The following is a 23,619-nucleotide window of genomic DNA, read 5'->3' on the forward strand; positions in this document are numbered from 1 at the left end:
AAAATGATACATAGTATACCAAATGCTTCTATTGTAATTTTTGGAGCGACAGGTGATCTTGCTCACCGAAAACTCTTTCCTGCTCTTTATCAATTGTATCAAAAGGGCCACATGAAAGAGAACTTTTCTGTTGTAGGTGTATCCAGAAAAGAATATTCTCACGAGAAATTTCAGCAAGAAGTGTTCGAAGCAGTTAACGAACATACTCCAAACGCTGAAACGGATAAGCTAAAGAAATTTGTTTCTCATTTCTACTATTTAAAGATGGATGTTACAAGCGAAACAAGCTATCATGAGCTTGAAGAATTACTAAACACACTTGACAGAGATTATCAGACGAACGGGAACCGCCTCTATTATCTAGCGATGGCACCACGTTTCTTTGGTACCATTCCTACCTTCTTAAAATCTGAAGGCATTACAAACACCAATGGCTGGCAAAGAATCGTTATTGAAAAACCGTTTGGCCATGATCTTCCTTCAGCTACAAAACTTAATGAAGAAATTCAGCAAAGTTTTAATGAAGATGATATTTACCGTATTGATCACTACCTCGGTAAAGAGATGGTACAAAATATACAAGTTATCCGTTTTGGAAATGCGATCTTTGAATCAATCTGGAACAACAAATATATTGATTCTGTACAGATCACTTCAAGTGAAACTCTTGGTGTAGAAGACAGAGCAGCGTACTATGAAAAGTCAGGTGCTCTATTAGATATGGTACAAAATCATATGCTTCAAATGGTAATGATGGTCGCAATGGAACCACCTGGTGAACTAAAACCGGAGCATATCCGTGATGAAAAGGTAAAAGTTCTTCGTTCATTACGGTTCTTTAACGAAGAAGAAGTAAGAGAAAACGTGATTCGCGGCCAATATATTGAAGGTGAAATGAAGGGTGAATCCGTTCCTGCATACTTAAAGGAAGAAAATGTTGCACCTGATTCCAAAACTGAAACGTTTGTAGCAGCAAAACTGTTTATCGACAATTTCAGATGGACAGGCGTGCCTTTTTATATTCGAACAGGAAAGCGTATGGCTGTTAAATCTACAGAGATCGTGATCCAGTTCAAGCAAGGACCGATGGCACTCTATCATGCAAATACAGAGAAATATCAGCCGAACCTGTTGAGAATCCATATTCAGCCTGATGAAGGTGTAAGCCTTACTCTTAATGCAAAGCCGAAAGGAGATACATCGGACTTATTGCCGATCGATATGACATATAACAATAAATCAACTACTGACATGAACTCCCCTGAAGCTTATGAGAAACTTTTACATGACTGCTTATTAGGGAATTCCACGTACTTTACTCGTTGGGATGAAGTTGCTTTAAGCTGGGAGTTTATCGACCGTATTACGAAAACTTGGAATGGCACCGGCGCTCCAATTACGTATTATGAATCTGGCAGTATGGGACCTGTTGAAGCAGAACAATTGCTAAACAGAGACGGCCATTCTTGGTGGGAACCAACTAAAGTTAGAGAGGAATGCTAATCATGAAAATCTATGACGTTTCACTACCGATTTATGAAGGTATGCCTGTATATAAAAACAAACCTGAAAAGCAGCCTTCCTTTAATACTTCACAAAACGCTCATGTAACTGAAACGCGAATTGCGATGGATGTTCATACAGGAACACATGTCGATGCTCCCCTTCACATGGTACCTGGCGGTGACACGATCGAAACTTTGCCGTTAGAAAAATTGGTTCGAAAAGCAAAAGTGATCGATCTGACGAATGCTGAAGATTCGATTAAAGCGGAAGATCTAACCGGTAAAGATATTAAACAAGGTGATTTTGTACTATTTAAAACGAAGAACTCATGGGATACGGAATTCAACTTTGAATTTATATATGTAGATAAAGAAGCTGCTAAAACCCTTGTTGAGATCGGAGTCTCAGGTGTAGGTATTGATGCTCTAGGAGTTGAACGTGCTCAGGAAAATCACCCTACCCATAAACAATTATTTCAAAATGATGTAATCATCATAGAAGGTCTTCAATTAAAAGATGTACCAGAAGGCGAGTATTTAATGGTAGCTGCTCCTTTAAAAATTAGAGGACTAGATGCTTCTCCAGCACGTATTGTTTTAATCGAAGAATATTAAAAAAACAGCGGATTTGATTCCGCTGTTTTTTTCATTTACTCTATGGCTGGCTTTAATTGCTTTACCGGCTTTTTTTCTTCACTGCCTTCCCCTTCATCTCCTCCACCCTTTTCTTTTTCAGGTTTTATTGCAAAAAAGGCAGCGATTGCAGCAAGAACACTTACCCCGGCAGACGTATAGAAAACCATCTCGTGTGATGATTTCATGAGAACTGCATAGATTGGCGGCCCTAAAGCCACCCCAACGAATCGCATAGAACTGTAAATCGAGGTGATCGTACCTCTTGTTTCCTTATCAATTCCCTCTGTGATCAATGCATCCAAGCAAGGTAACGCTGCACCAATCCCAATACCCGCAATAAATAATGCTCCTAAGAGAAAATAAACGTTCTCAAAAAAAGTGATCAAGAATGTAGATCCTCCAAGAAGAACCATTGATATAAACGTACACCATTTCATGACTATTTTATTTTGTTTGATTTTTTTACCTGCAATATAGGAACAAATGGATAAAGCCAATAATGGAACAGCAAGAACCAGACCTTTCATTACACCATTTATGCCATATCTCTCCTCTAAGATCGTTGAAAGATAAAATAAAATACCAAAAAGCACAAACATGATGACTCCACCTATAAAAAAAATCGCCGCAAGCCATCTACCTTCAATATGAAAAATTTCTTTTATTTCCTTTAAAAATTCTTTAAAAGGCTGCTTTTCTTGATCTTGCTTTGGTACTTTTACTAAAAACAACACCAATAAAATAGATAGAACACAGAATACAGGAATGAGCCAAAAAGGTAAAAACCAAATGATCGTGGCTAAGAATGCTCCAAGGATCGGGCTTAAAACCTTCCCTATCGTATTAGATGTTTCAATCAGACCTAGACCAGAGCTTACCTGTTCTTCATCTTTGAACATATCTCCAACTAGGGGCATCACGACTGGTGCTGCACCTGACGAACCTACTCCTTGAAGAAACCTCCCTACAAGGATAAGCATAAAAGCATTATCTGCTTGCCAGGCTGCCCATCCTGAAATTAACCCTCCTAACCCCGCAATAAACAAACTCGGGATAATAACTTTTTTACGACCATATCGATCCGAAAGGTAACCTGCGATGGGTATTAAAAGAATAGCTACGATTGAATAAACCGTAATGATCATTGAAACCTGAAAGGAAGAAATCTTTAGTTCCTTTTCAATTTCAGGCAAAACAGGTATAAGCATCGAATTTCCCAATGTCATTACAAGAGGAATTGATGCGAGTGCAAGCAGATCCCATTTTTTCTTTGCTTCCATAATATCCTCCACTACCGTACTATTACCTCTTTAGTATTGTTTAAAGAACTAAAACCATACAAGAAAATCCACCCATTGACGCAAGAATCAAATTAAAGCTACACTTATGGCAAAGTGAATGTTAATCCATAATTCTAAGATAATGCTTGTGGAAGATGAAAGGAAGTAAACGATAATGGAACAATTATTAAATAGCCGCGCAAGATCGATTCAAATATCTGGGATTCGCAAGTTCTTTAATGAGGTCGCAAAATATCCTGATGCGATATCCCTTACCCTTGGCCAGCCTGATTTTCCTACTCCACTGCATGTGAAGGAAGCAGCGATTCAAGCCATACATAACAATCAGACAGTCTATTCACATAACGCGGGCTATGAAAAATTAAGAAAAGCCGCCACTACATTTGTTAATGAAAAGTATGATTTACAGTATAACCATCAAAATGAAGTAATTGTTACAGCGGGAGCAAGTGAAGCCATCGATATCACTTTGAGAGCCATTTTATCTGAAGGTGATGAAGTATTACTTCCTGCTCCTGTTTATCCCGGATATGAACCCGTAATTACACTTTGCGGTGCGAAAGCTATATATATGGATACGACAGAAACTGCTTTTAAAGTGACCCCAGATCTTGTTAAGGAAGCAATTACTCCTAAAACAAAAGCCATTATTCTCCCGTTTCCATCTAATCCAACCGGGGTAACATTAGAAGATTATGAACTAGAAGCTCTAGCTGATTACTTAAGTAAACAAGAGATCTTTGTCCTATCTGATGAAATCTACAGTGAACTCAGATATAACGGAAAACACCGATCGATCGCAACTTATGAAGGTATGCGGGACAAAACCTTTGTAATCAACGGCCTTTCAAAATCACATAGTATGACCGGCTGGAGAATCGGGTTTTTATTTGCCCCTTCTAACATCCTGCAGCATGTACTAAAAGTTCATCAGTACAATGTAACTTGTGCATCAACGATTTCACAAGCTGCCGCTATTGAAGCACTGACGAATGGGAAAGATGATGCAGCTCTTATGAGGAATGAATACAACAAACGGTTACAATTCTGTTCCATGCGTTTAGAACAGATGGGAATAAATTTTGTAAAACCGAATGGGGCATTTTATTTATTCATACCCGTTTTGCAATTTGGTTTAAGTTCGTATCAATTTGCTCTAAATCTCCTTAGGCAAGAACATATCGCAGTAGTACCAGGTGATGCTTTTTCAACTTTAGGTGAAGGTTATATCAGGATCTCTTACGCAGCATCTTTAGAACAGTTGGAAAAAGGAATGAACGGACTCGAAAAATTTATTAAAACTCTCTGTTAAACTGCCCTAAATTGGGCAGTTTTTTCGAATAGTTTACATAACCAGATTACGGTTAATTTTGGTTCATGGTATAAGAACTCAAATTAGAAAAACACTACAAATACTTTATTAAAAGGATGACGTTTCCGTGAATTTAAAAGGATTACTAAACCATCTGCATATTGCAGCACACACAGATCAAAATCCAATAATCACTGGTATTACTTCTCATTCCAAACATGTAAAACCAGGTTATTTGTTCTTTGCAATTTCTGGTGTGCAGGCGGACGGACATCAATACATACAAGAAGCATTCGAGAATGGTGCTGCAGCCGTAGTTGGTGAATATCATGAAACATCAGCCTCTGGACTTTACTTTTACGCAAAAGATACGAAACGACTGTTAAGTATCGCTGCTTCTTATTACTATGATGAACCGTATAAAAAGCATAAAATGACTGGAATAACTGGAACGAATGGAAAAACCACGACTTCCTTCCTCTTGCGGCATATACTCATTTCACACGAAATTACAACCGCGTTGTTTGGAACGGTTCATCATTATATTAATTCTGAAATTGTTCAAAGCTCTCACACAACCCCTGATCCTGTTACCTTGCAGAAAATGTTAAAAGAAAGCAATGATGAAGCGGTTGTAATGGAAGTAAGTTCTCATGGCCTTGAACAAAAGAGGATTGAGGGAATCACGTATGATCAGGCCATCTTTTTAAACCTAACTCATGATCATCTGGACTACCATGGTACGATGGAGTCTTATTATCAATGCAAAGCAGAATTATTTTCATACTTGAAGCCAAACGGTACCGCTATTATTTGTAGTGAAGGAAACTATGGTAGACGTTTAATAAAGGAATTGTCAACAAAAGATTCCTTACAGGTATGGACATATGGAAAAAGAAAAAGTGATCACTTCTATATTGAAGATATAGGGAAAGATTATTTTAATCTTGTTCATGAAACCCTGCATGTCACTGTCCCCCTTCCTTTGCCTGGTGACTACAACGCGTTAAACACGAGTGCCGCTATCGCAGCTGCCCTTGATTATGGTGTTCCAATAAAGGAGTCGATCAACTATCTGAAGACCTTTGGAGGTATTCCAGGAAGATTTGAGGAAGTTACACTCTATAATGGTACTGAAGTCATCATCGATTATGCACATACTCCTGATGGTGTTTCTCAAGTATTAGAGGCAGCTAGAAAAAAAGCCGGTGACCGCCCTTTCTATCACGTTTTTGGATTTAGAGGAAATCGGGATGTGACGAAAAGAACGGAAATGATCAGCATCTCACTTGAATATAGTGATCAAAGCATTTTAACCGTAGATGATCTAGACGGGGTAACAAGTGAGCAGCTTATTAAAGAAACAATTGAAGCCATACCTCCTGGACCATACTCACCAACAGTTATTGCGGACAGAACAGAAGCAATCTTCTATGCTTTAAGGGAAGCTCCTCCAAATAGTGTGGTCATTATTACGGGAAAAGGACCTGAGCAATATAAAGAAAAGTATCAATACCCGTCGAATTCAGATCTATCTACAGTTAAACTTTTTCAATCGTCGAACAAAACAGCGTTATAAAACAAAAAATATCCTATTAAGTCACAAAATAAAAGGGCAGACCCCAAAGTCTAAAAACTTTTGGGTCTAGCCCCTTTTTTATTTAAAAAAGTGAACGTTTTGATGAATGAAAACCAGATGAGATACGAATTCCATGCAAAAATGCTTATACACGGTGTCTTATTGCTGAGCAAGGTTCGAATCAGCAAGTTTGCGCGAAAAACACGTACCGTAAAAACTTCATTTGTATTTTATCATTCAAAAAACAGACTGACGGCGTCAGCCCATCTCATTCAAAACCACAAAACTAACTACAATAATTAAATTAGGGGTATACAGCCTTCCTGTATAGCTAAAAATTCGATGATAAAAGTCGATTCTTCTATCAAATCGATTCTAAACAAAAAATCGCAACGAGTTCCGTCGCGATTTAAAGGTAACACTGAAATTAATATTCCATCTTTTCCAGGCAATTTTTTAATTCTGCCATCCGTGCTTCTAAATCACCTGGTTTCTTTAGTTCATCAAAATAATTCGTGATTTGAACGGTGAAATCTTCTTTTGAATGATGTTCAGCTTTCTCAATAACGGATGTATAATGGAGTTCAAGCGCTTTGCCTGCTTCTAAAATCCAAGCCTCTATTTCCTCTTCAACTTGTTTTGCTAAATCATTTTTCAACTCGTTAGAACCGCCTTGTTCAAAGAATTGTTTTGCATTTTTGAAATAGGATAACCATCCTTTATGGTCTACTCCTGCAAGCTCATTGAACTTAGAAGAAAGTGAGGGTGTGAAATACAGATCTCTATTCTCTACAGGTGTTTTTAAGCTCACCTGACTTTCCTCAGCTTCTGTAATCATCTTCTTTTCCTTGTCATTTAAATCTTTTTGTATCCATCGATCTAACCGCAATGAACAGGCTCTGAATTCTTGGTGAAGATCATGTGCTAACTTATCATACAAGTCTTGGATACAAGTCTGAAGCTCAGCTTTGGCATTTCTTACTGCAGCCGGATGAATGGTCTCTTTATAAAAATCGTGATAACGAATTAGAACTCTCTGTTTCACGTAGAATAAAAGCTCTTTCTGTTCCTGTTCAAACTGCTTCTTATCCAGGAAAATTTTCTTCGAGCAATAATCAAGCAATGAATTTTCCCTTTGTTGAACAGCATTTATATATTCATCTTCTTTTTTCATCCTTAACTCTGTTTCAGAAAGCATATTGTGTAGGACGTTTTTAGCATGAATCTGAGAAGCTAGGGCACTATTAATCATTGCCTGCTCTAGATCATTCTCTACATATTCGTACAAGCTTTCATTAAAACGATCAAAACCGCTCTCAGGGTTCCCTGGCTTCGCTAATTCATTCTTACTGGAAACTGAAAATAATCTTGGATTTCGGATCCCAAAAGAAAGAAGATGATCTTTTACATGGTTCACAACATCGTGTTTGTCTTCTTCGCTGTTAGCAAGATCAGATGCGTTTATTGCGAAAAACATTTTATCAGATGTAAATGTATCTTTAATTCTACCTAATTGTATTAAGAACTCTCGATCCGCATACGAGAACGCATGATTAAAATACGTCAGATAGATAATAATGTCTGCTTGTTTCATATATTCGAAAGCCACTTCTGTATGTCGGGAATGAATAGAGTTTGCCCCTGGTGTATCAACGAGTACTAGCCCTTTTTCAGTTAACGGGCAGCTGTAATAGATCGTGATTTTTTTTACATAACATGCTTTCGATTCAACAGCAGCATAATATCTAATATGAGACAGATCCGTTATAACATTTGTACCTAAATGTCCCTTAGAATCTTGATACCCTTCCAAAAAAGCACCAATATGTTTACTCTCTTTGATTTCTTGATGGTCTTGTAAGACATCATTCAAATCACTATAATTCGTTTGAAGAATACTATTGATTTCATTCAAAACTTCATTCTCTGATTTCATTTCAATCGATACAGTGCCATGCTCATTCATTTCATCAGGTTTTCTGATTTCATTTATGGCAGCTGTTGTTGGATTTGGTGATGAAGGAAGAATGGCTTCTCCAAACAAAGCATTTGCAAAAGAGGATTTACCTGCAGAAAATGCCCCAAATAATACTGCTGAAAAGGAACGCTTCTCTAGTCTTTGTGCGAGCTGATCCATCTCTTCTGCTAGTTTTGAAAAACCTGATATTTGAGTTAAGAGAGAAGCTGTCTTATATAAATTTTCAGTCTCAGCTTGTAGTGAGCTCAAACTTTCTTTTTCTGCCTTTTGTCGTTCCACACTCTCTAATTCGGCTGTATTTGTTTCATTTACTGATTTTCCACCAAATTTACTTTTAAACGCTTCAATCGAGATCTCATCGAACTGAGCTTTGAATCTATCCTCATATTTGTTTACAGCATATACGAATGAAGCTTCGGAACTAACGATATGAAATAATGCTCTCTTTTTCTCCGCCCAACTAATCGATTCTTCTTTTTCCTTTTCAAGAGCTCCTATTTCTCGATCCATTTTTTCAACTTTATTTTGATAAGTCGCAGTAACTTTTTGATTCTCCTCTTTTAGCTTGGAAACGGCTAAAGAAGTTACATCAATCATCTGCTGACGGGCTTTCTTTTTCACTTCCCCAGCGATGCTTTCACAATAATTGAGAAGGCCTTGTCCTTGTGAAGCTAAACCGGATTGAACATGTGTATACAATGTTTCATCATTCAATTTTACCGCTTCCCATTGGGGCAGATCGGCTTGCAACTCTTTCTGTAAGGTACTTATATAAGTTTGTGCATGCCAATTAATATGAGCATCGATCGCCTCTTGAAGCTTTTCTTGAAACGCATTTTTTCTTAGATTTCGTTCTTGTTCTGTTTTTTGTTTTGCAAAAAACAAGCCTACCTTAAAATCTTTTTTAGCAGCTTCAATAAACAGCCCTGCTTTTTCTCGTGTTTCATAAGGCATCAATTGTGCTGACTCTATTATTTTTGCAAACTGGTCACGAATGTTTTTTTCTTTATCCATTATCTTTTGTTCAGTCTCGTTTATGAATGCTTGTTGTTTTTCCCTTTCTTCATACAATTGTTCCAGTTTTCCTTCTACTACATCTACTTTTTGTTTGTTTTTTTCATTTTCATCAACAAACTCTGTAACTAGATAACGAAGTTGGCGATTCGTTTCTTCTAAAAGTAAACTGTCTTTATTTAGTTCAATCCTTTTAATATAAGCGACTAAACCGGATAAATCGTTAAACGGAATATCGGGTGACTTTACACTTGTGAAGAAGATTTGTTCTTTACTGATTCCAAATGCTTGAAAAGCCTTAAATACATTCTTTTTAAAGGACTGAAAAGATAGTTCCTCTTCTTGATGTTTATCGATTTGATTGATAATTAATCGGATCGATTTGCCCTTTTCATTCAGCGATTTAATAAACTCAATATTTGTCTCTGAAAGGATGTGGTTATAATCCATAACATAGAAAATGACATCTGCTAAGTGTATGACTTCTTCCGTCGCTTTTTTATGAGCAGGGTCTGTAGAATCGATCCCAGGAGTGTCATAAAACGCAATGTTTGCTGCATGAACATCCTCTGTTTCATAAAAGAGCTCAATCGACTCAACGAGCTCGCCGTCCTTGCATAAAGTCTTGATCTCTTCGATGTTGTAAGGATATTTGAACGTAACGACTTCTTTATTTTTTAAATGAACAACTGCCTTAGGTTCACCTTTTTTCATTTTTACGATATTCGCACTTGTCGGTATTGGACTAGCTGGTAAAATACCTGTATTTGATAAAGCATTGATCAAACTTGATTTTCCAGCAGAGAAATGCCCGCAAAAAGCGATGGCATATTCTTCGTCAGCTACTTTAAGAAAAAAATCACTGACCTGTTCTGCTTTCTCAAATTCTTTTATTTCCTCAAACTTTTCAAAAAGTGCAATCAAACGCTGTTTTTCAGTATATAGACCATCTTTTTCAGTTGATTTCATCGTATCCACCTGTCTTTGGTTCATGTATCACTATTCACTTTACCATATATATGATACCGATTTCATCATTGTTTATCAGATTGAATACGCGAAAAACACAATCCATAACCATTCTTTTTACTTTGTATTAAAAAAATAGGCCATAAAGATCTCGTCTTCAAATTTCCCATCAATGAAAGCCTGATTCTTCTGCCTGCCTTCTATTATAAAACCAGATTTTTCATATACTTTTACCGCTTTCTCATTTCCAGAAAAAACAGTCAGCCATAATTTATGTAATTGGTTTGTACGTCCCCATTCTAAGGTATAATTCATCACTTGCTTTCCGATTCCGAGCCCTTGGGAATCAGGATGGATCCACGTTCTGAATATGCCTGTATGGCTTTTCATAATAAGTTCGCCTTTTATGACTCTTGCAATACCAACGACTTTCCCGTTTCGTTCAACAGCTGTGTACATGTTGTTCTTTAACCTTACTTCTTGTATAAATTTTATTTCTTCTTCTAATGAACGTGGTTTTTCTTTTTGAAGATATCTACCCGCTTGAATAATAGTTTCTACATGCTTGATGATATCTTGTGCATCCTTTTCCTCAACTGGACGCAAACGTATGGTTTCACTGTTTTTAGCTTGAAATGAAAAAGTTTCCCCACTCTGCATGTTCCATTTCCTCCCTTGTCAATCTTTTCTTATTATATCTCTTTCAAAAGTTGTCATTCACTATGTAAAATAGTGATGCTTTAATTCCATACCATTTGTATCTATCGTTAAAAGACCAAAGGAAAACTGCTTTTGTTTTCTTTTATCAGTGGGTGAACCAGGATTGAATAACATAACCTTATCTCGCTGTTCCATAAAAGGGATGTGTGAATGACCAAAAACAATAAGATCTGGTTCCTCGTCCATACATGATTGAAAGGCACGATCTGGTGTTGTCCTTCCCTTGCCAAGATGCCCATGTACGATTGCGATCTTTTTGTTTTCTACTTGGATGACTTTTTTAAACGGAAGCTGTTTCGTCCATCCATCCTTTTCTATGTTCCCTTGTACTCCGTAAACAGGTGCATAGTGGATTAACTCCTTATATACCGACTTTTCGGACCAGTCCCCTGCATGAATGATAAGATCCACCCCTTCTTTTAATACATGTAGGAGATCAACAGGAAAATCTTTTCTCTTCTTAGGCATATGGGTATCAGCTAATAGTAAAATTTTTTTCATGACAGATTTTCTCCCCTTTTGTAAAAGCGACATCAAAGTGTTTTTCTTTATATCTTACTATGCAAGTTAATTGGAGCGTAAGGTTGCGAGACTCCTGCAGGATGAGTGGGACAGGTGAGACCGCTCAATGTCAAGAAGTGACGAATGGGGCTGGAAATTAACAATAATCACAAAACTATACTGAAAACGCAAACAACCAAAACAAAAAAGCAAAGGGAATCTTCCCCTTGCTTTTATTTCATCTAACCTCTGTTTTTAAAATCTTCACGAACACGTTTTTGAGAACGATAAGATTGGTCACGTCCACCGCTTCGGCTTCCGCCATCACGGGATCCGCTTCTATCTTTTGAGAAGCCAGAACGACGATCTCTTCCGCCTCCACCTTCTCTTTTGCCGCCAGAACGTCTGCGGTCAGAGAAACGGTTGTTTGGACGACGCTTTTTCGTTGATAATGGTGGCTCGTCTGTTAATTTAACAGGTGTTGTATCAGGCTCTTTTGTTAGAAGTTTTAACGCAGCTGCTAAAAGCGTCACAGAATCATTTTCGTCTAATAATTCAACTGCCGTTTGCTTATATCCGCCAAAGTTATCTTCTTCAACAACTTCCATTAATTTTTCAAGTGTAATCTGTTGCTGTCCTTCCATTGCCTCAGATACGGATGGAACAGAACGTTTTACCATTTTACGCTTCGTGATTTTCTCAATCGTATATAAATGATCAATTTCACGCGGAGTAATAAACGTTAAAGCGTAACCTGTTTTTCCTGCACGTCCAGTACGTCCAATACGGTGAACATAGCTTTCTGGATCTTGTGGAATATCAAAGTTATACACGTGTGATACCCCTGAGATATCCAGACCACGAGCTGCTACGTCAGTTGCAACAAGTACTTCGATAGTATTGTTCTTAAAGGCACGCAATACTTTATCACGCTTTGCTTGAGGAAGATCACCATGAATACCTTCTGCAGAATAACCACGTTTGCTAAGAGCCTCAGATAACTCATCAACACGGCGCTTCGTACGTCCAAATACGATTGCAAGTTCCGGTGAGTGAATATCCATAAAACGGCATAATGCATCGAATTTTTGGCGTTCTTTTACTTCTACATATTCTTGTTCAATGTTCTTAACTGTCATTTCAGAAGCTTTAACTTTGATAAGTAAAACATCTTTCATGAACTTCGCTGCAAGGTTTTGAATCTGCTTAGGCATTGTTGCTGAGAAAAGCATCGTATGGCGTTCTGAAGGAACGTTTTCTAGGATCTTTTCGATATCTTCAACAAAGCCCATGTTAAGCATTTCATCCGCTTCATCCAATACAACTGTATGAACTTTTTCTAATTTTAACGTTTTTCTATTGATATGGTCCTGAACACGACCTGGTGTTCCTACTACGATATGCGGACCATTCTTTAGTGCTTTAATTTGACGAACGATGGATTGTCCACCGTAGATCGGCAATGTTTTAATTCCTTTAAATTGTCCGATTTTGTTTAGTTCTTCTGCTACTTGGACAGCTAATTCTCTCGTTGGTGCTAGAACGATTCCTTGCACGATTCTTGATTTTGTGTCCATTTTTTCGATTAGCGGTATACCAAACGCTGCTGTTTTACCAGTACCTGTTTGTGCTTGTCCAATTAAGTCAGTCCCTTTTAAAGCAGTAGGGATTGTATCACGCTGAATCGGTGTTGCTTCCTCAAACCCCATGTTATTGATGGATTGAAGCAACTCGGGACTAAGTCCCAATTCATTAAATGTTGTCAATGTTCTATCTCCTTTTCTTGACGAAAAAGGTTTTTACGATAACCTCGTGGACCTGACAAAAGAAAACTCTTTTTTTAGGTGTCAGCCAAATCGATTTTCAAAATACATCATGTTTTGCACATAAAATAGCATTTCCGTGAGTGTAAATGACTGGAAATGCTTGGCCATGTGAATATGCGTAAAAATTAAAAGTTAATAGTTACAAGGCTATCCGTAATTCAAACTTGTTCCGTCCATATATATTCCGTTGTTAAACTTATCACGTAACCATAATAAATGCAACTCTTTCCATCTGAAGAAGCATTTAAATATTTGAGTGATAATTATTTCAACTAATTGAGTTTACGTTATTTTAACCAAACTCAAAAAAGTTAAAACATAAAAATGATCCCGCTTAATAATTTTTATTGGTATAAGTAGAATATTTTTTTAAAACCATCACACGCTAATCTTATGATTCCGTGCGAAAGAAGGGCTTTTATGAGTAGCAGCTGGGTTTCGGTCATCCCATTTTTAGTTGTCATACCAATCGCAATAAAAACAAAACAAGTACTGCCAGGCCTGATTGCAGGACTTTTAACAGGTTCTTACCTCCTTAAACCTACGTTTGTAGGAGGCCTCGATAGAATGGTCCAATTTCTTGTTAAAGGACTTATTGATCCAAAAAATATTAAGATTTTAGTTTTTCTTTATGCTTTTTCAGGTTTGATCTCGATGATCAAGCTTTCTGGAGGGATTAGAGGTTTTGTTGAAGAAGCATCCAACAGAATTCAAACGAAAAAAGGGGCTCTTTTTCTAACTTATGCTTCTACCATCGGTACTTTTGCGGCACCGAGTTTCCGATTCGTAACGATTGCTCCTATCATGAGAGCGTTGTTAAAAAAGGTGAAGATGTCAACTCAAGAACTCGGTTTTGTTATTGAAACAACGGCAACGCCGATCATTGTTCTGATCCCTATTGCGACAGCTTTCGTAGGCTATATGACATCGATCGTAGATATCTCCCTAAAAAACGAAAAACTTTCGGGAGATCCCTATGCTTTATTTATTCAAAGTATCCCATATAACTTTTTCTCGTTCGTCATGATTATCGTTGGGATTTACTTAAGCTTCTTCCATCACTCAAAATCTACGGAAGAAAGCGATCCTGATCATGTTGGAGAAAAAGAGGATGATGACTGGCATAGTTGTGATCCTGCAGTAGGAAGGAATCTGCCAAACAAACCTTGGAATTTAATCATCCCATTGATCATAGTGGTTACGTTGACCCTTCTTCTTACCTGGTGGGATGGTTATAAAAAATCGGGGGGATTCATAAAAGCTTTTATCTCAGCAGATGTAATGGACGCCATGCTGATTGCTCTTTTGTTCACCTCGATCTTTACGTTTCTCTTTTTACGGTTCCAGCACATGAAGACAGGTGATCTTTTGAATGGATTCATATTCGGAGGAAACGAGCTAATGAGCGTCATTGTTCTGCTTGCTGTGGTGTGGGGGCTATCCTCTGTAACAGAAGAGCTAGGCTTTTCTGTCTTTGTAACAAAATATGCAGGATGGATACCAGCGTCAGTAATCGTACCTTTATTGTTTTTATTTGGCTGTGCGGTCTCTTATTTTATCGGTTCAGCTTGGGGAACTTGGGGAATTTTAATGCCGCTTGGTATTTCTATGGCAGGCGTTGCTGGTGTTTCCTTGCCACTTATGATTGGAGCCGTTTTTGCAAGCGGAACCTTTGGGGCTTTTGCTTCCCCATTGAGTGATGACACGAACACCATCGCCCGTATTTTGAATCTATCTGTGATTAAATATGCGCGTTACAAGTTGAAACCTGCTCTTATTGCTGCCGGCATTACTGCAGTCTTATATGGGGTAACTGTCTTCTTCTTTTGAACCTCCTTTCATCAGGAGGTTCGTTTTTTTTCTTGATCCCTTACCGTTTGGATAACGTCTCTATAACGTTCTTTTGACCAAGAATTATATGAAGGATGCGGCACTCCTTTAATTATATTCAGCTTGTCCTTTATTGTTAATTGATTTACATATCTCTCCGCAAATTTTCCGCATGGAACGATAATGGAATCATCTTCTACCGTACTCAATAATCGCTCTTCAAAATCCTTTAAAACCAGTTTATGAAACAGTTCCTTGTTTTCATCTCTAAAATGTTTTGCTGTGCTTTTACGGATAGCTTCAGTAATCTGCAGTTCATTTTTATATCTTTGAACAAATTCTTTATCAGGATAGGCTGATTCTTGGAGCGGGAAAGGACAAACATTAACAATGCCATAAAACATTTGCGTTTTATTATCCGCTAGTTTTTTTAAATATTTCCCCATAGGAAGGGTATCTTCTTTTAAAAACAGTTCTTTCGCCATTGATCTTCCAGAGAGTCCTGCAAGAGGTACGCCTGATTTCAGTTCTTCTTTGTGTGGAGATTCCAATATAAAGATTATCGTTGGATGTAAGGCAATATCTGGCACACTGTAACTCGCTTTTGCTTTTTCAAAAAACTTATTTATATTGAGCATGGTATTTACTCCTCTCTAAAGTAAAATCCAGCAAACAAATGTCTGCCGGATATATTTATTGAGTATTTAACTAGAGTAATAAATAAACTAGCAGGGAAATTAAACAGATGGTGAGTACTCTTTTTGTTTTGATGTATCTGGATGTTTTCCAATAACTTCACCCATTCGCACAGATTTTCCAACCGAAAGAGATTTATCGAATGAAAAATCTTTATCTTCAAATAGCAGGATCACTGTAGATCCAAACTCAAAAAGACCTACTTCATCTCCTTTTTCATACGTAACAGGAGAAACGGTAGTCTTTTTTATCTTCTTCCATTTCCGTACATTATCATCGTATTTAACCTTTACACTCCCTACAATAAATGCGCCTACCTTAACGATCGCAAGCTTACCGTAATCGGTTTGTGCAAATGTAACAACGCGTTCATTTTTAGTAAATAATCCTTTTACATGATTAACCCCGATATCGTTTACTGGGAAAAGCCTACCCGGAATATAGGTTGAACTATATACTTGCCCTTTAACAGGCATATGGATTCGATGGTAATCTTTCGGACTTAAATAAATGGTGATAAAATGACCGTTTTCGAAATCAGGATTCCCTTCATCTGCGAGGAGTTTTTGAACAGGATAGGAAATTCCTTTCGCCTGTATGATCGTTCCTTTTTCGATACGTCCCATTTGAGTCACCAGTCCATCAACGGGCGAAACAGCCTCTGATTCCTCCCCGCAGATTGGCCGAGCATCTTGTTTAAGTTTTCTTGTGAAGAACTCTGTCAGATGGGCATACTCATGAATGGGTTTCTCAATTTCAGATAGGTTAATTTTATAATGTTCCGCATACCGTTTCACATAACGTTTACTTAATTTCGAACGACCTGCTCTGCCGACAATGGATGATATTTTATTTTGTGGTAATAGGGTTAGTGCTAATCTTGCAACTCGATGTTTCATTTAATTTCCCCTTTATAGATGTTAGATCCTGTCAAAATATGCGATTACTACTTATATCATTTTAACATAGTTGGAAAGGCATTTTTATTGTTTATTCAATAGGCATATGTCACAATAGCACCAATCAAAATCGTTCAGTATAAGGAGTGTTCACATTGAAAATTAACATGACCGAAAAAACAGCAGAGCATATTATTAATGACCTACAAGCCATTGAAGGAAACCAAATCCGTTTCTTTGTTCGATTAGGAGGATGCAGCACGGTTCAAGATGGTTTTTCTCTAGGTATCAATAAAGATACGCCAAAGCATCCAGCGGTTGCTTTGGACATTCAGAATCATGAATTCTTTATCGAGGAAGAAGATGAATGGTTCTTTGATCAAAATGATCTAACGGTTTCCGTTGAAAACGATGAAATTAAATTCAAATTTCATAACTAATTTATAAAAACTTTTTCAGCTCTTCCATACGTCCTTCTTTTTCCATGATTATCCTTTGCTTATCCCCGATCAGATCAAAATGGGGATAAGCGTCCCTTTCATGGATCCATTCTTTTTGCAAGCCATATTTGCGGCCCCATGCTGTTAATTTCTTTAAATCCTTGCATCCTACCTTCGTAACACTCTTTTCATGAGGAAAACGCGGATCCAGCCAATAGTGAGTAAGAAAAGAAATCTCACCTGATTCCACTTCTGATTTCCATTTATTTAACTGAGCCCTATTAATTCCAAACGCCATCAGAGATCACTGCTCGCTCTTACATAGGCATTATGCCATTCAGGGAAGTGTTTCTTTATGGAGATCGGACGAAAGTTTTCTTTTTTTACGCAAACGTGTGTTGAGGTGCCCGTTACACACAATTCTTGGTTTTCGTTAAAGATTTCATAAGCATAAATAACTTTAATCCCTGTATATTCCTTTATTGCTGTTTTGATAATAGCCTGATGTCCATAGGTTAACGGTTTTTTATATGAAGCTTGAATATCCGTTACAGGTGAAAGAATACCTTGCGCTTCCATATCCGCATATTTAAAACCAAGAGATTCTATGAGTTTCGTTCTTCCAATTTCAAACCAAACCAAATAATTAGCATGGTATACAACTCCCATTTGATCTGTTTCTGCATACCTTACGTCCACGGTTGTTTCAATAAACTTCATTTGTATCAGTTCCACCCTTTATTCTCTATTTCTTTCACTTTAATAGAGAAAGCAAAAAAAGACCAGCAATATGCCGGCCTCTTTATTATTGAAGATCTCTACCTTCTCTATAGGCTTTTTCTTCTTGAATTTCATTTTGAAATTGTTCGATCGATTCTTGTCTATGCTGATTCTTTTCTTTAATCTGCTCTCTCTGGCTAGCAGTTAAATTCATGTTTTCAGCCGTTTCGTTTGCTTCTTGAATGTTTTGGTGTGTATTCTCTACCATTTGTTCTAATCGCTCTACGTTATTGCTGCGATCATCTCTGTTTGGTTTTGGCATGATGTACTCTCCTTTTTATTAAAGTTGATCCATCATAGTGTTTGCAAAAACCCAAACAAATTATTCTTTAATTTCGTTGCAGTAAGATTGGACTCATGTTTTCAATACTGCTCCTACATAAGTCGGTTAGGTATTTCCAATATGCCACAACTTCTTCATCTTCCGTATTTTTCATTGTAATCTCAAGCCAAGCAAGCTCTTCGGCAAGCCTTACTGAAGATCCGATCCAATACTTTTTGTTTTTTACAGTAATTTGAATAGGTTCTTCAAAACGAAACGGCAGATAAAAACCTTCCGTATTTGGATGCAAGATGATGTGCTGGTACACCGTTCCTTTTGTCAGTTTTGCATAAAATAAGAAAACCCCATCGTTCTTTGCTGCAGCTTTCTTTAGCTTCTCTAATGTTGCAACATTTCCAAGTTCCATCGTCATTATTTCTTTATCCCAGTTTAATTCTTCTCGAAATGGAACGAGATGTCCTAATCTCTGCATTTCAATTTCAAGCTGACGATATAAGTAATCCTGATCATCTTTATTATGTGATACAGGTAATGGTTTGACAGATGCCGTAATCAAACGTACCCCTCCTAATTCTTTCACTACATACATTTTTTCGACAAAATCTTTAATATATGGGAGTACATGCGAAAATTAGGAGGAGGGAATATTTACATAATTAAATTATTTACCTTTTGGAGGAGCATAGTCTGGATGATCATTTGTCTTATTCGCCATTTTTCTGCCATTATTACTGTCAACATCCCGTGGCTGAGTATCTATGTGGTTTGGAACAAAATCTTGTGGAAAGCGTTTTGGATTACTCAAAGGTCTAACCCCCTTTCATACTCTTTTTTACTTTTCCTTTAAATAAAGAGCTCTATGCATTTGAGGATTCATCCTATTAATGGAGATAAAGACATTTTGTCGATAATTGTCGGCTCGTGGTTATATGTGTTTTAATGTTGGATAATTATCCGTCTTCGTGGAATAAATCATTTTAACGTGGGAATTTTCTACTTTATCGTGGGATTAGCCATTTAAGATTATTTTTCTCCGTTTTGATTATTTTGAATTAAATTAGGCCATATTGGTAATATCTTGTATATAGAGGTGGCATTATGAGGAAGAACAGAAAGATGAATTTTCGCGATCTTGTAAATGAAAACAAAAGACAACTGTTAAAGGATGAATCCTATTTGGAACAGCTTGAAAAAAAGATTGATGAAAGGCATACAAGAAATGGTTAAAAAAAATCCCTTGCCGTTTAGTGGCAAAGGATTTTTTTATGTTAATTTTGTGTTTGTGAAGAATGTGCAAGCTTATTACGAAGTACCATTGGAAGGATACCGCCATGACGGTAGTATTCGATCTCAACTTCACTATCAAAACGTGCTACTACTTCAAACGTTTTTTCTGTGCCGTCTTCGAATACAGCTGTAACTTTCACAAGATCACGAGGTTTTACTGCTTCGTCAACTTGAACTGTGAATGATTCTTTACCTGTTAAACCAAAAGTCTCAGCGCTTTCTCCATCTTTAAATTGAAGAGGAAGAACACCCATTAACACTAAGTTACTGCGGTGGATACGCTCAAAGCTTTCAGCAAGTACAGTTTGAATACCTAATAGTGTTGTACCTTTAGCAGCCCAGTCACGGGATGATCCCATACCGTAATCTTTTCCTGCGATAACCATTAGACCTGTACCGTTTTCTTTGTACTTCATCGCTGCGTCATAAATGCTCATCACTTCGTTCGTAGGCCAGTAAGTAGTCCAGCCTCCTTCAGTTCCAGGAGCAACAGCGTTACGGATACGGATGTTTGCAAACGTACCACGCATCATTACTTCATGGTTTCCACGGCGAGAACCATATGAGTTGAAGTCACGAGGTTCTACCCCGTTTTGAATTAAATATCTTCCTGCAGGTGTATCTTTTCCAATTGCTCCTGCTGGAGAGATATGGTCAGTCGTTACTGAATCGCCAAATTTAGCAATCAGTTTAAGATCTTTAAGAGGTTGAATCTCTTTTAATTCTGCTGAAAGCTCTTCGAAGAACGGAGGGTTTTGGATATACGTAGATGAAGTATCAAATGCATATAACTGGTCTGCAGATGTCTTCAGCTCGTTCCAACGCTCGTTCTCGTCGAACACACGCTCATATTCTTTCTTGAACAGCTCAGGTGTTACAGCAAGCTTCATCGCTTCGTTGATTTCTTCCGTAGTTGGCCAGATATCTTTGAAATAAACCTCGTTGCCATCTTTATCCTTACCGAAAGAATCAGATTGAAGGTTGAAGTCAACCGTTCCTGCTAGTGCATAAGCAACAACTAATGGCGGTGATGCCAAGTAATTAGCTTTTACTAGTGGATGGATACGTCCTTCAAAGTTTCTGTTTCCAGAAAGAACAGATGCAACCGTTAAGTCATTCTTAGAAATGGCTTCTTCAACTTCAAGTGCTAATGGACCAGAGTTACCGATACATGTTGTACATCCGTAACCAACAAGGTTAAATCCTAATTGATCCATGTAGTTCATCAACCCAGCTTCTTCTAGATAACGTGTTACTACCTTAGAACCAGGAGCCAGTGAAGTTTTTACATATCCAGGAACCTTCAAGCCTTTTTCGACTGCCTTTTTAGCAACAAGACCTGCTCCAAGCATTACATACGGGTTAGATGTGTTCGTACAGCTTGTGATCGCAGCGATCGCTACGGCACCTGTTTTCATGGTAGATGTTTCGTTACCTGGATGTTTGATTGTAACTTCCTTATTGATCTCATCAGGAGTCAATCCAAAACCAGCATTTCCTTGAGGTGCAACTAAAGCTTTATTAAAGCTATCTTTCATTTGAGATAAAGGAATTAAATCTTGAGGACGTTTTGGTCCAGAAAGATTCGGTTCGATCTGTGAAAGATCGATTTGAACTACATCTGTAAAATCAGGATCAGCGTCACCTGCTGTGTAGAATAGACCATTTGCTTTGCAGTATGCTTCAACTAACTGAACTTGATCTTCTGTTCTGCCTGTAAGTCTCAAGTAGTTTAATGCTTCTTCATCCACAGGGAAGAATCCGCAAGTAGCACCATATTCAGGAGCCATGTTTGAAATAGTTGCACGGTCAGCAAGAGGCATTTCCGCAAGACCAGGTCCGAAGAATTCTACGAACTTTCCTACAACTTTTTTCTCACGAAGGACTTGCGTTACTTTTAATGCAAGGTCAGTTGCAGTTGTTCCATTAGGAAGTGAACCTGTAAGTTTAACACCGATAACTTCAGGTACTGGGAAATAGGAAGGTTGTCCTAACATTCCAGCTTCGGCTTCAATTCCACCTACACCCCATCCAAGTACACCTAAACCGTTGATCATTGTAGTATGTGAATCCGTACCTACTAATGAATCAGGGAATGCAACAGTTTCGCCTTCTGATTCACTTGTAAGAACAACAGGTGCCAAGTACTCTAAGTTTACTTGGTGAACGATACCCGTTGCCGGAGGAACTGCACGGTAGTTATCAAATGCGGATTGTGCCCAGCTTAATAACTTATAACGCTCTTCGTTACGAGCGAATTCAAGGTTCATGTTATATGCTAAAGCATCATCTGTTCCTGCTTTATCAACTTGAACAGAGTGGTCAACAACAAGGTCAACCGGAATTTCAGGATTGATCTGTGATGGATCTCCACCCATATCTTCCATTGCTTTACGGAGTGAGGCCAAATCAACTACAGCAGGCACTCCTGTAAAGTCTTGAAGAATAACACGAGAAGGTTTAAAAGGAACATCGATATCTTTGAGTTCGCTTGTACCCCACTTCGCTAAGTTTTCAACATGTTCTTTGTTAATTACTTTTCCATCATACTGTCTAAGTACAGATTCCAATAAAACTTTTACAGAGTAAGGCAACTTGGATACGTTACCAATTCCCGCTTCTTCTAACGCTCCTAGACGGTAGTAGCTATATTGCTTACCGTTGACATCAAAAGCAGAACGGGCATTAAATACATCATTCTTTTTCATGCTCCACTCTCTCCCTTCACTAACAATCATACACGATAATGAGAAAAATTGTCGAAAAAATGTGCTCAATTTACTGGTTAAATCACATAAAAACTTTTTTCCCCTCTATAATCATATGTAAAACCCTCTCATAAGTAAAATAGTTAATCGTTATCAATCGACATAAGTTTTACTTATGAATAAGTTGAGCACCGTTTAATTTTAATAAACATATATTGAAGTATGCAATACAATTTGTTTTATTTTTTCCTACTGCAACATGACGCAAAAAGATTGGAGGGAATAGGATGGATTGGTTAAAAAAATTAGCAGCTTTGCTTGTATTAATCGGAGCTTTGAACTGGGGATTAGTTGGCCTATTTGATTTCAATGTCGTTACAGCAATTTTTGGAAGCGCTGCCACAGCAACTAAAGTTGTCTATAGTCTTATCGGGCTTTCGGGATTATGGTTACTTTTATCGAAATATAAATCTTGAATGGATGGAAGCACTCCTTTTTTTGGAGTGCTTCTTCTTTTTCATTTTGCACACACTAAGAAAACGGAGGTGAAACTAATGGGAAGAAAAAAAGCAAACCACATACGCCCTGGCATGAATGCTGCTAAAGCTCAAGGTAAAGGTGCTGGATATGAAACCGAATTCGGAAACGAAGCACTATCCTTGCCTAACGAAGAGCTTAGCGAAGCAGAACGCCAGAACAACAAGAAAACCAAGAAACGTCATTAAGGTTGTGGAAACTGATTCTGCAGCTGTTCTAATTGGTCCAAATACTTCTTCAGTTGCTCATGCTGATGTTCGGATGCCGTTTCCAAGGCATTTTCGATTTGCTGGCGTGCCTTTTCATTCTCTGTCATGAAGTGGGAATAATAAACACCGTATTGACTGTCAGATAGATTTAACTGCTTTGAGACTTCAATAGCATGATGAAAGCCTTGTTCTGCAGCCTGATATGCTTGTTGTTTATCTTTGTGATATGGCATACTAACCTTCCTTTTTGGTTTGATATACCTTTAAACTTCCAATTTTAATAATTATTATTCAAAAGGTGGTAAATTTTTATGGCAGAGCGGAATACATTCAAGGATATTCGAAAAAACGCCCCTAAAGGCGAAAATCCTGGTCAGCCCGCTCCAATGAGCGGATCTAAAAAAGTGAAACAGCGTAATCATACAAGACAAAATCATGGTGAAGGAAGTTAAAACTAATAAAAAGATGGGTTCATCCTAATGTGAACTGTATCCCGAATAATGGACACTTATAAAAAGTCCGGTATTCGGGATTTTTTGTGTTCTTAAACAAGAAAACCGTTATAATCAAACCAAACAGGGAGAACGGGGAATCCACAGTGAGTAAAAT

The 23,619-nt window shown here is 37.7% G+C and carries 24 protein-coding genes; 10 read left to right on the forward strand and 14 right to left on the reverse strand.

From position 1 onward, the window contains the following. Positions 1 to 3 precede the first annotated feature (3 nt). Together zwf and M3206_RS15060 are read left to right on the forward strand one after the other, a co-directional pair. Positions 4 to 1,503, forward strand: a complete 1,500-nt coding sequence (gene zwf, locus M3206_RS15055) for a glucose-6-phosphate dehydrogenase (protein WP_251313351.1) — start codon at positions 4 to 6, stop codon at positions 1,501 to 1,503. 2 nt (positions 1,504 to 1,505) lie between these two features. Further along, positions 1,506 to 2,120, forward strand: coding sequence for a cyclase family protein (locus tag M3206_RS15060; protein ID WP_251313352.1), 615 nt, complete (start codon positions 1,506 to 1,508; stop codon positions 2,118 to 2,120). Positions 2,121 to 2,155: 35 nt separating this feature from the next. On the opposite strand, the gene M3206_RS15065 is transcribed toward M3206_RS15060, so the two are convergent. Next, the gene (locus M3206_RS15065) at positions 2,156 to 3,421 is read right to left on the reverse strand and encodes an MFS transporter (RefSeq protein ID WP_251313353.1); all 1,266 of its coding nucleotides are present in this window, start codon (positions 3,419 to 3,421) and stop codon (positions 2,156 to 2,158) included. 175 nt (positions 3,422 to 3,596) lie between these two features. Here M3206_RS15065 and M3206_RS15070 point away from each other — a divergent pair, with 175 nt between their 5' ends. Both M3206_RS15070 and M3206_RS15075 read left to right on the forward strand, forming a co-directional pair. Beyond that, entirely contained in the window at positions 3,597 to 4,754 is a 1,158-nt protein-coding gene (locus M3206_RS15070; protein WP_251313354.1) for an aminotransferase A, read from the forward strand. A gap of 127 nt (positions 4,755 to 4,881) precedes the next feature. Continuing rightward, positions 4,882 to 6,333 (forward strand): UDP-N-acetylmuramoyl-L-alanyl-D-glutamate--2,6-diaminopimelate ligase, encoded by a 1,452-nt coding sequence (locus tag M3206_RS15075; protein ID WP_251313355.1) that lies wholly within the window; start codon positions 4,882 to 4,884, stop codon positions 6,331 to 6,333. A gap of 427 nt (positions 6,334 to 6,760) precedes the next feature. On the opposite strand, the gene M3206_RS15080 is transcribed toward M3206_RS15075, so the two are convergent. The 4 genes from M3206_RS15080 to M3206_RS15095 form a co-directional block, all read right to left on the reverse strand. Next, positions 6,761 to 10,294: a dynamin family protein gene (locus M3206_RS15080; protein ID WP_251313356.1), complete on the reverse strand. Its 3,534-nt coding sequence runs from the start codon at positions 10,292 to 10,294 to the stop codon at positions 6,761 to 6,763. A 117-nt stretch (positions 10,295 to 10,411) separates the two neighbouring features. Beyond that, a complete protein-coding gene (locus M3206_RS15085) occupies positions 10,412 to 10,954 on the reverse strand; it encodes a GNAT family N-acetyltransferase (protein WP_251313357.1) in 543 nt (180 codons plus the stop codon). A gap of 60 nt (positions 10,955 to 11,014) precedes the next feature. Then, complete coding sequence (locus M3206_RS15090; protein WP_251313358.1) at positions 11,015 to 11,515, reverse strand: metallophosphoesterase family protein; 501 nt, start codon at positions 11,513 to 11,515, stop codon at positions 11,015 to 11,017. A 242-nt stretch (positions 11,516 to 11,757) separates the two neighbouring features. Further along, on the reverse strand, positions 11,758 to 13,281 hold the full coding sequence (locus M3206_RS15095; RefSeq protein ID WP_251313359.1) for a DEAD/DEAH box helicase: 1,524 nt from the start codon (positions 13,279 to 13,281) through the stop codon (positions 11,758 to 11,760). Positions 13,282 to 13,761: 480 nt separating this feature from the next. On the opposite strand from M3206_RS15095, the gene M3206_RS15100 reads away from it, so the two are divergent. Continuing rightward, positions 13,762 to 15,171, forward strand: coding sequence for a Na+/H+ antiporter NhaC family protein (locus M3206_RS15100; protein ID WP_251313360.1), 1,410 nt, complete (start codon positions 13,762 to 13,764; stop codon positions 15,169 to 15,171). Between the two features lie 11 nt (positions 15,172 to 15,182). Here the strand turns inward: M3206_RS15100 and M3206_RS15105 are convergent, their stop codons facing one another. Together M3206_RS15105 and asd are read right to left on the reverse strand one after the other, a co-directional pair. After that, positions 15,183 to 15,809, reverse strand: a complete 627-nt coding sequence (locus tag M3206_RS15105) for a uracil-DNA glycosylase family protein (RefSeq protein WP_251313361.1) — start codon at positions 15,807 to 15,809, stop codon at positions 15,183 to 15,185. 99 nt (positions 15,810 to 15,908) lie between these two features. Further along, positions 15,909 to 16,766, reverse strand: a complete 858-nt coding sequence (gene asd, locus M3206_RS15110) for an archaetidylserine decarboxylase (protein WP_251313362.1) — start codon at positions 16,764 to 16,766, stop codon at positions 15,909 to 15,911. Positions 16,767 to 16,921: 155 nt separating this feature from the next. On the opposite strand from asd, the gene M3206_RS15115 reads away from it, so the two are divergent. Beyond that, entirely contained in the window at positions 16,922 to 17,206 is a 285-nt protein-coding gene (locus tag M3206_RS15115) for a HesB/YadR/YfhF family protein (RefSeq protein ID WP_251313363.1), read from the forward strand. Position 17,207: 1 nt separating this feature from the next. On the opposite strand, the gene M3206_RS15120 is transcribed toward M3206_RS15115, so the two are convergent. From M3206_RS15120 to M3206_RS15140, 5 genes are all read right to left on the reverse strand, one after another. Beyond that, entirely contained in the window at positions 17,208 to 17,504 is a 297-nt protein-coding gene (locus M3206_RS15120) for a hypothetical protein (protein WP_251313364.1), read from the reverse strand. Further along, the gene (locus M3206_RS15125) at positions 17,504 to 17,926 is read right to left on the reverse strand and encodes an acyl-CoA thioesterase (protein WP_251313365.1); all 423 of its coding nucleotides are present in this window, start codon (positions 17,924 to 17,926) and stop codon (positions 17,504 to 17,506) included. Before M3206_RS15125 ends, M3206_RS15120 begins: the two co-directional genes overlap by 1 nt. Before the next feature lie 85 nt (positions 17,927 to 18,011). Further along, positions 18,012 to 18,248 (reverse strand): small acid-soluble spore protein Tlp, encoded by a 237-nt coding sequence (gene tlp / locus M3206_RS15130; protein WP_251313366.1) that lies wholly within the window; start codon positions 18,246 to 18,248, stop codon positions 18,012 to 18,014. 67 nt (positions 18,249 to 18,315) lie between these two features. Next, a complete protein-coding gene (locus tag M3206_RS15135) occupies positions 18,316 to 18,825 on the reverse strand; it encodes a hypothetical protein (protein WP_251313367.1) in 510 nt (169 codons plus the stop codon). Between the two features lie 105 nt (positions 18,826 to 18,930). Beyond that, on the reverse strand, positions 18,931 to 19,074 hold the full coding sequence (locus M3206_RS15140) for an acid-soluble spore protein N (protein ID WP_251313368.1): 144 nt from the start codon (positions 19,072 to 19,074) through the stop codon (positions 18,931 to 18,933). 311 nt (positions 19,075 to 19,385) lie between these two features. Between M3206_RS15140 and M3206_RS15145 the strand changes: the two genes are divergently transcribed. After that, a complete protein-coding gene (locus M3206_RS15145) occupies positions 19,386 to 19,496 on the forward strand; it encodes an FbpB family small basic protein (protein WP_425590741.1) in 111 nt (36 codons plus the stop codon). Between the two features lie 41 nt (positions 19,497 to 19,537). On the opposite strand, the gene acnA is transcribed toward M3206_RS15145, so the two are convergent. Continuing rightward, positions 19,538 to 22,264 (reverse strand): aconitate hydratase AcnA, encoded by a 2,727-nt coding sequence (acnA, locus tag M3206_RS15150; protein ID WP_251313370.1) that lies wholly within the window; start codon positions 22,262 to 22,264, stop codon positions 19,538 to 19,540. Positions 22,265 to 22,551: 287 nt separating this feature from the next. Between acnA and M3206_RS15155 the strand changes: the two genes are divergently transcribed. Both M3206_RS15155 and sspO read left to right on the forward strand, forming a co-directional pair. After that, entirely contained in the window at positions 22,552 to 22,740 is a 189-nt protein-coding gene (locus M3206_RS15155; protein ID WP_251313371.1) for a DUF378 domain-containing protein, read from the forward strand. Between the two features lie 78 nt (positions 22,741 to 22,818). After that, entirely contained in the window at positions 22,819 to 22,989 is a 171-nt protein-coding gene (gene sspO / locus M3206_RS15160) for a small acid-soluble spore protein O (protein ID WP_251313372.1), read from the forward strand. Here the strand turns inward: sspO and M3206_RS15165 are convergent. Continuing rightward, positions 22,986 to 23,243 carry a hypothetical protein gene (locus M3206_RS15165; RefSeq protein ID WP_251313373.1) on the reverse strand — a complete coding sequence of 86 codons (258 nt, stop codon included), beginning with the start codon at positions 23,241 to 23,243 and terminating at the stop codon, positions 22,986 to 22,988. The genes sspO and M3206_RS15165 overlap by 4 nt on opposite strands. A 78-nt stretch (positions 23,244 to 23,321) precedes the next feature. Between M3206_RS15165 and M3206_RS15170 the strand changes: the two genes are divergently transcribed. Next, positions 23,322 to 23,462 carry a small acid-soluble spore protein P gene (locus tag M3206_RS15170; protein ID WP_251313374.1) on the forward strand — a complete coding sequence of 47 codons (141 nt, stop codon included), beginning with the start codon at positions 23,322 to 23,324 and terminating at the stop codon, positions 23,460 to 23,462. Positions 23,463 to 23,619: the final 157 nt, after the last annotated feature.

The sequence above is a fragment of the Fictibacillus phosphorivorans genome, from assembly GCF_023715845.1.
In the GTDB taxonomy this organism is placed as follows: Bacteria; Bacillota; Bacilli; order Bacillales; family Fictibacillaceae; genus Fictibacillus; species Fictibacillus phosphorivorans_D.

Coding starts and splice junctions, on each gene's coding strand:
- acnA (WP_251313370.1), bottom strand. CDS start 22,264: ATGAAAAAGAATGATGTATTTAATGCCCGTTCTGCTTTTGATGTCAAC.
- M3206_RS15120 (WP_251313364.1), bottom strand. CDS start 17,504: ATGGCGTTTGGAATTAATAGGGCTCAGTTAAATAAATGGAAATCAGAA.
- M3206_RS15170 (WP_251313374.1), top strand. CDS start 23,322: ATGGCAGAGCGGAATACATTCAAGGATATTCGAAAAAACGCCCCTAAA.
- asd (WP_251313362.1), bottom strand. CDS start 16,766: ATGAAACATCGAGTTGCAAGATTAGCACTAACCCTATTACCACAAAAT.
- M3206_RS15100 (WP_251313360.1), top strand. CDS start 13,762: ATGAGTAGCAGCTGGGTTTCGGTCATCCCATTTTTAGTTGTCATACCA.
- M3206_RS15080 (WP_251313356.1), bottom strand. CDS start 10,294: ATGAAATCAACTGAAAAAGATGGTCTATATACTGAAAAACAGCGTTTG.
- M3206_RS15105 (WP_251313361.1), bottom strand. CDS start 15,809: ATGCTCAATATAAATAAGTTTTTTGAAAAAGCAAAAGCGAGTTACAGT.
- M3206_RS15085 (WP_251313357.1), bottom strand. CDS start 10,954: ATGCAGAGTGGGGAAACTTTTTCATTTCAAGCTAAAAACAGTGAAACC.
- M3206_RS15060 (WP_251313352.1), top strand. CDS start 1,506: ATGAAAATCTATGACGTTTCACTACCGATTTATGAAGGTATGCCTGTA.
- M3206_RS15070 (WP_251313354.1), top strand. CDS start 3,597: ATGGAACAATTATTAAATAGCCGCGCAAGATCGATTCAAATATCTGGG.
- sspO (WP_251313372.1), top strand. CDS start 22,819: ATGGGAAGAAAAAAAGCAAACCACATACGCCCTGGCATGAATGCTGCT.
- M3206_RS15155 (WP_251313371.1), top strand. CDS start 22,552: ATGGATTGGTTAAAAAAATTAGCAGCTTTGCTTGTATTAATCGGAGCT.
- M3206_RS15125 (WP_251313365.1), bottom strand. CDS start 17,926: ATGAAGTTTATTGAAACAACCGTGGACGTAAGGTATGCAGAAACAGAT.
- M3206_RS15090 (WP_251313358.1), bottom strand. CDS start 11,515: ATGAAAAAAATTTTACTATTAGCTGATACCCATATGCCTAAGAAGAGA.
- M3206_RS15165 (WP_251313373.1), bottom strand. CDS start 23,243: ATGCCATATCACAAAGATAAACAACAAGCATATCAGGCTGCAGAACAA.
- tlp (WP_251313366.1), bottom strand. CDS start 18,248: ATGCCAAAACCAAACAGAGATGATCGCAGCAATAACGTAGAGCGATTA.
- M3206_RS15065 (WP_251313353.1), bottom strand. CDS start 3,421: ATGGAAGCAAAGAAAAAATGGGATCTGCTTGCACTCGCATCAATTCCT.
- M3206_RS15145 (WP_425590741.1), top strand. CDS start 19,386: ATGAATTTTCGCGATCTTGTAAATGAAAACAAAAGACAACTGTTAAAG.
- zwf (WP_251313351.1), top strand. CDS start 4: ATGATACATAGTATACCAAATGCTTCTATTGTAATTTTTGGAGCGACA.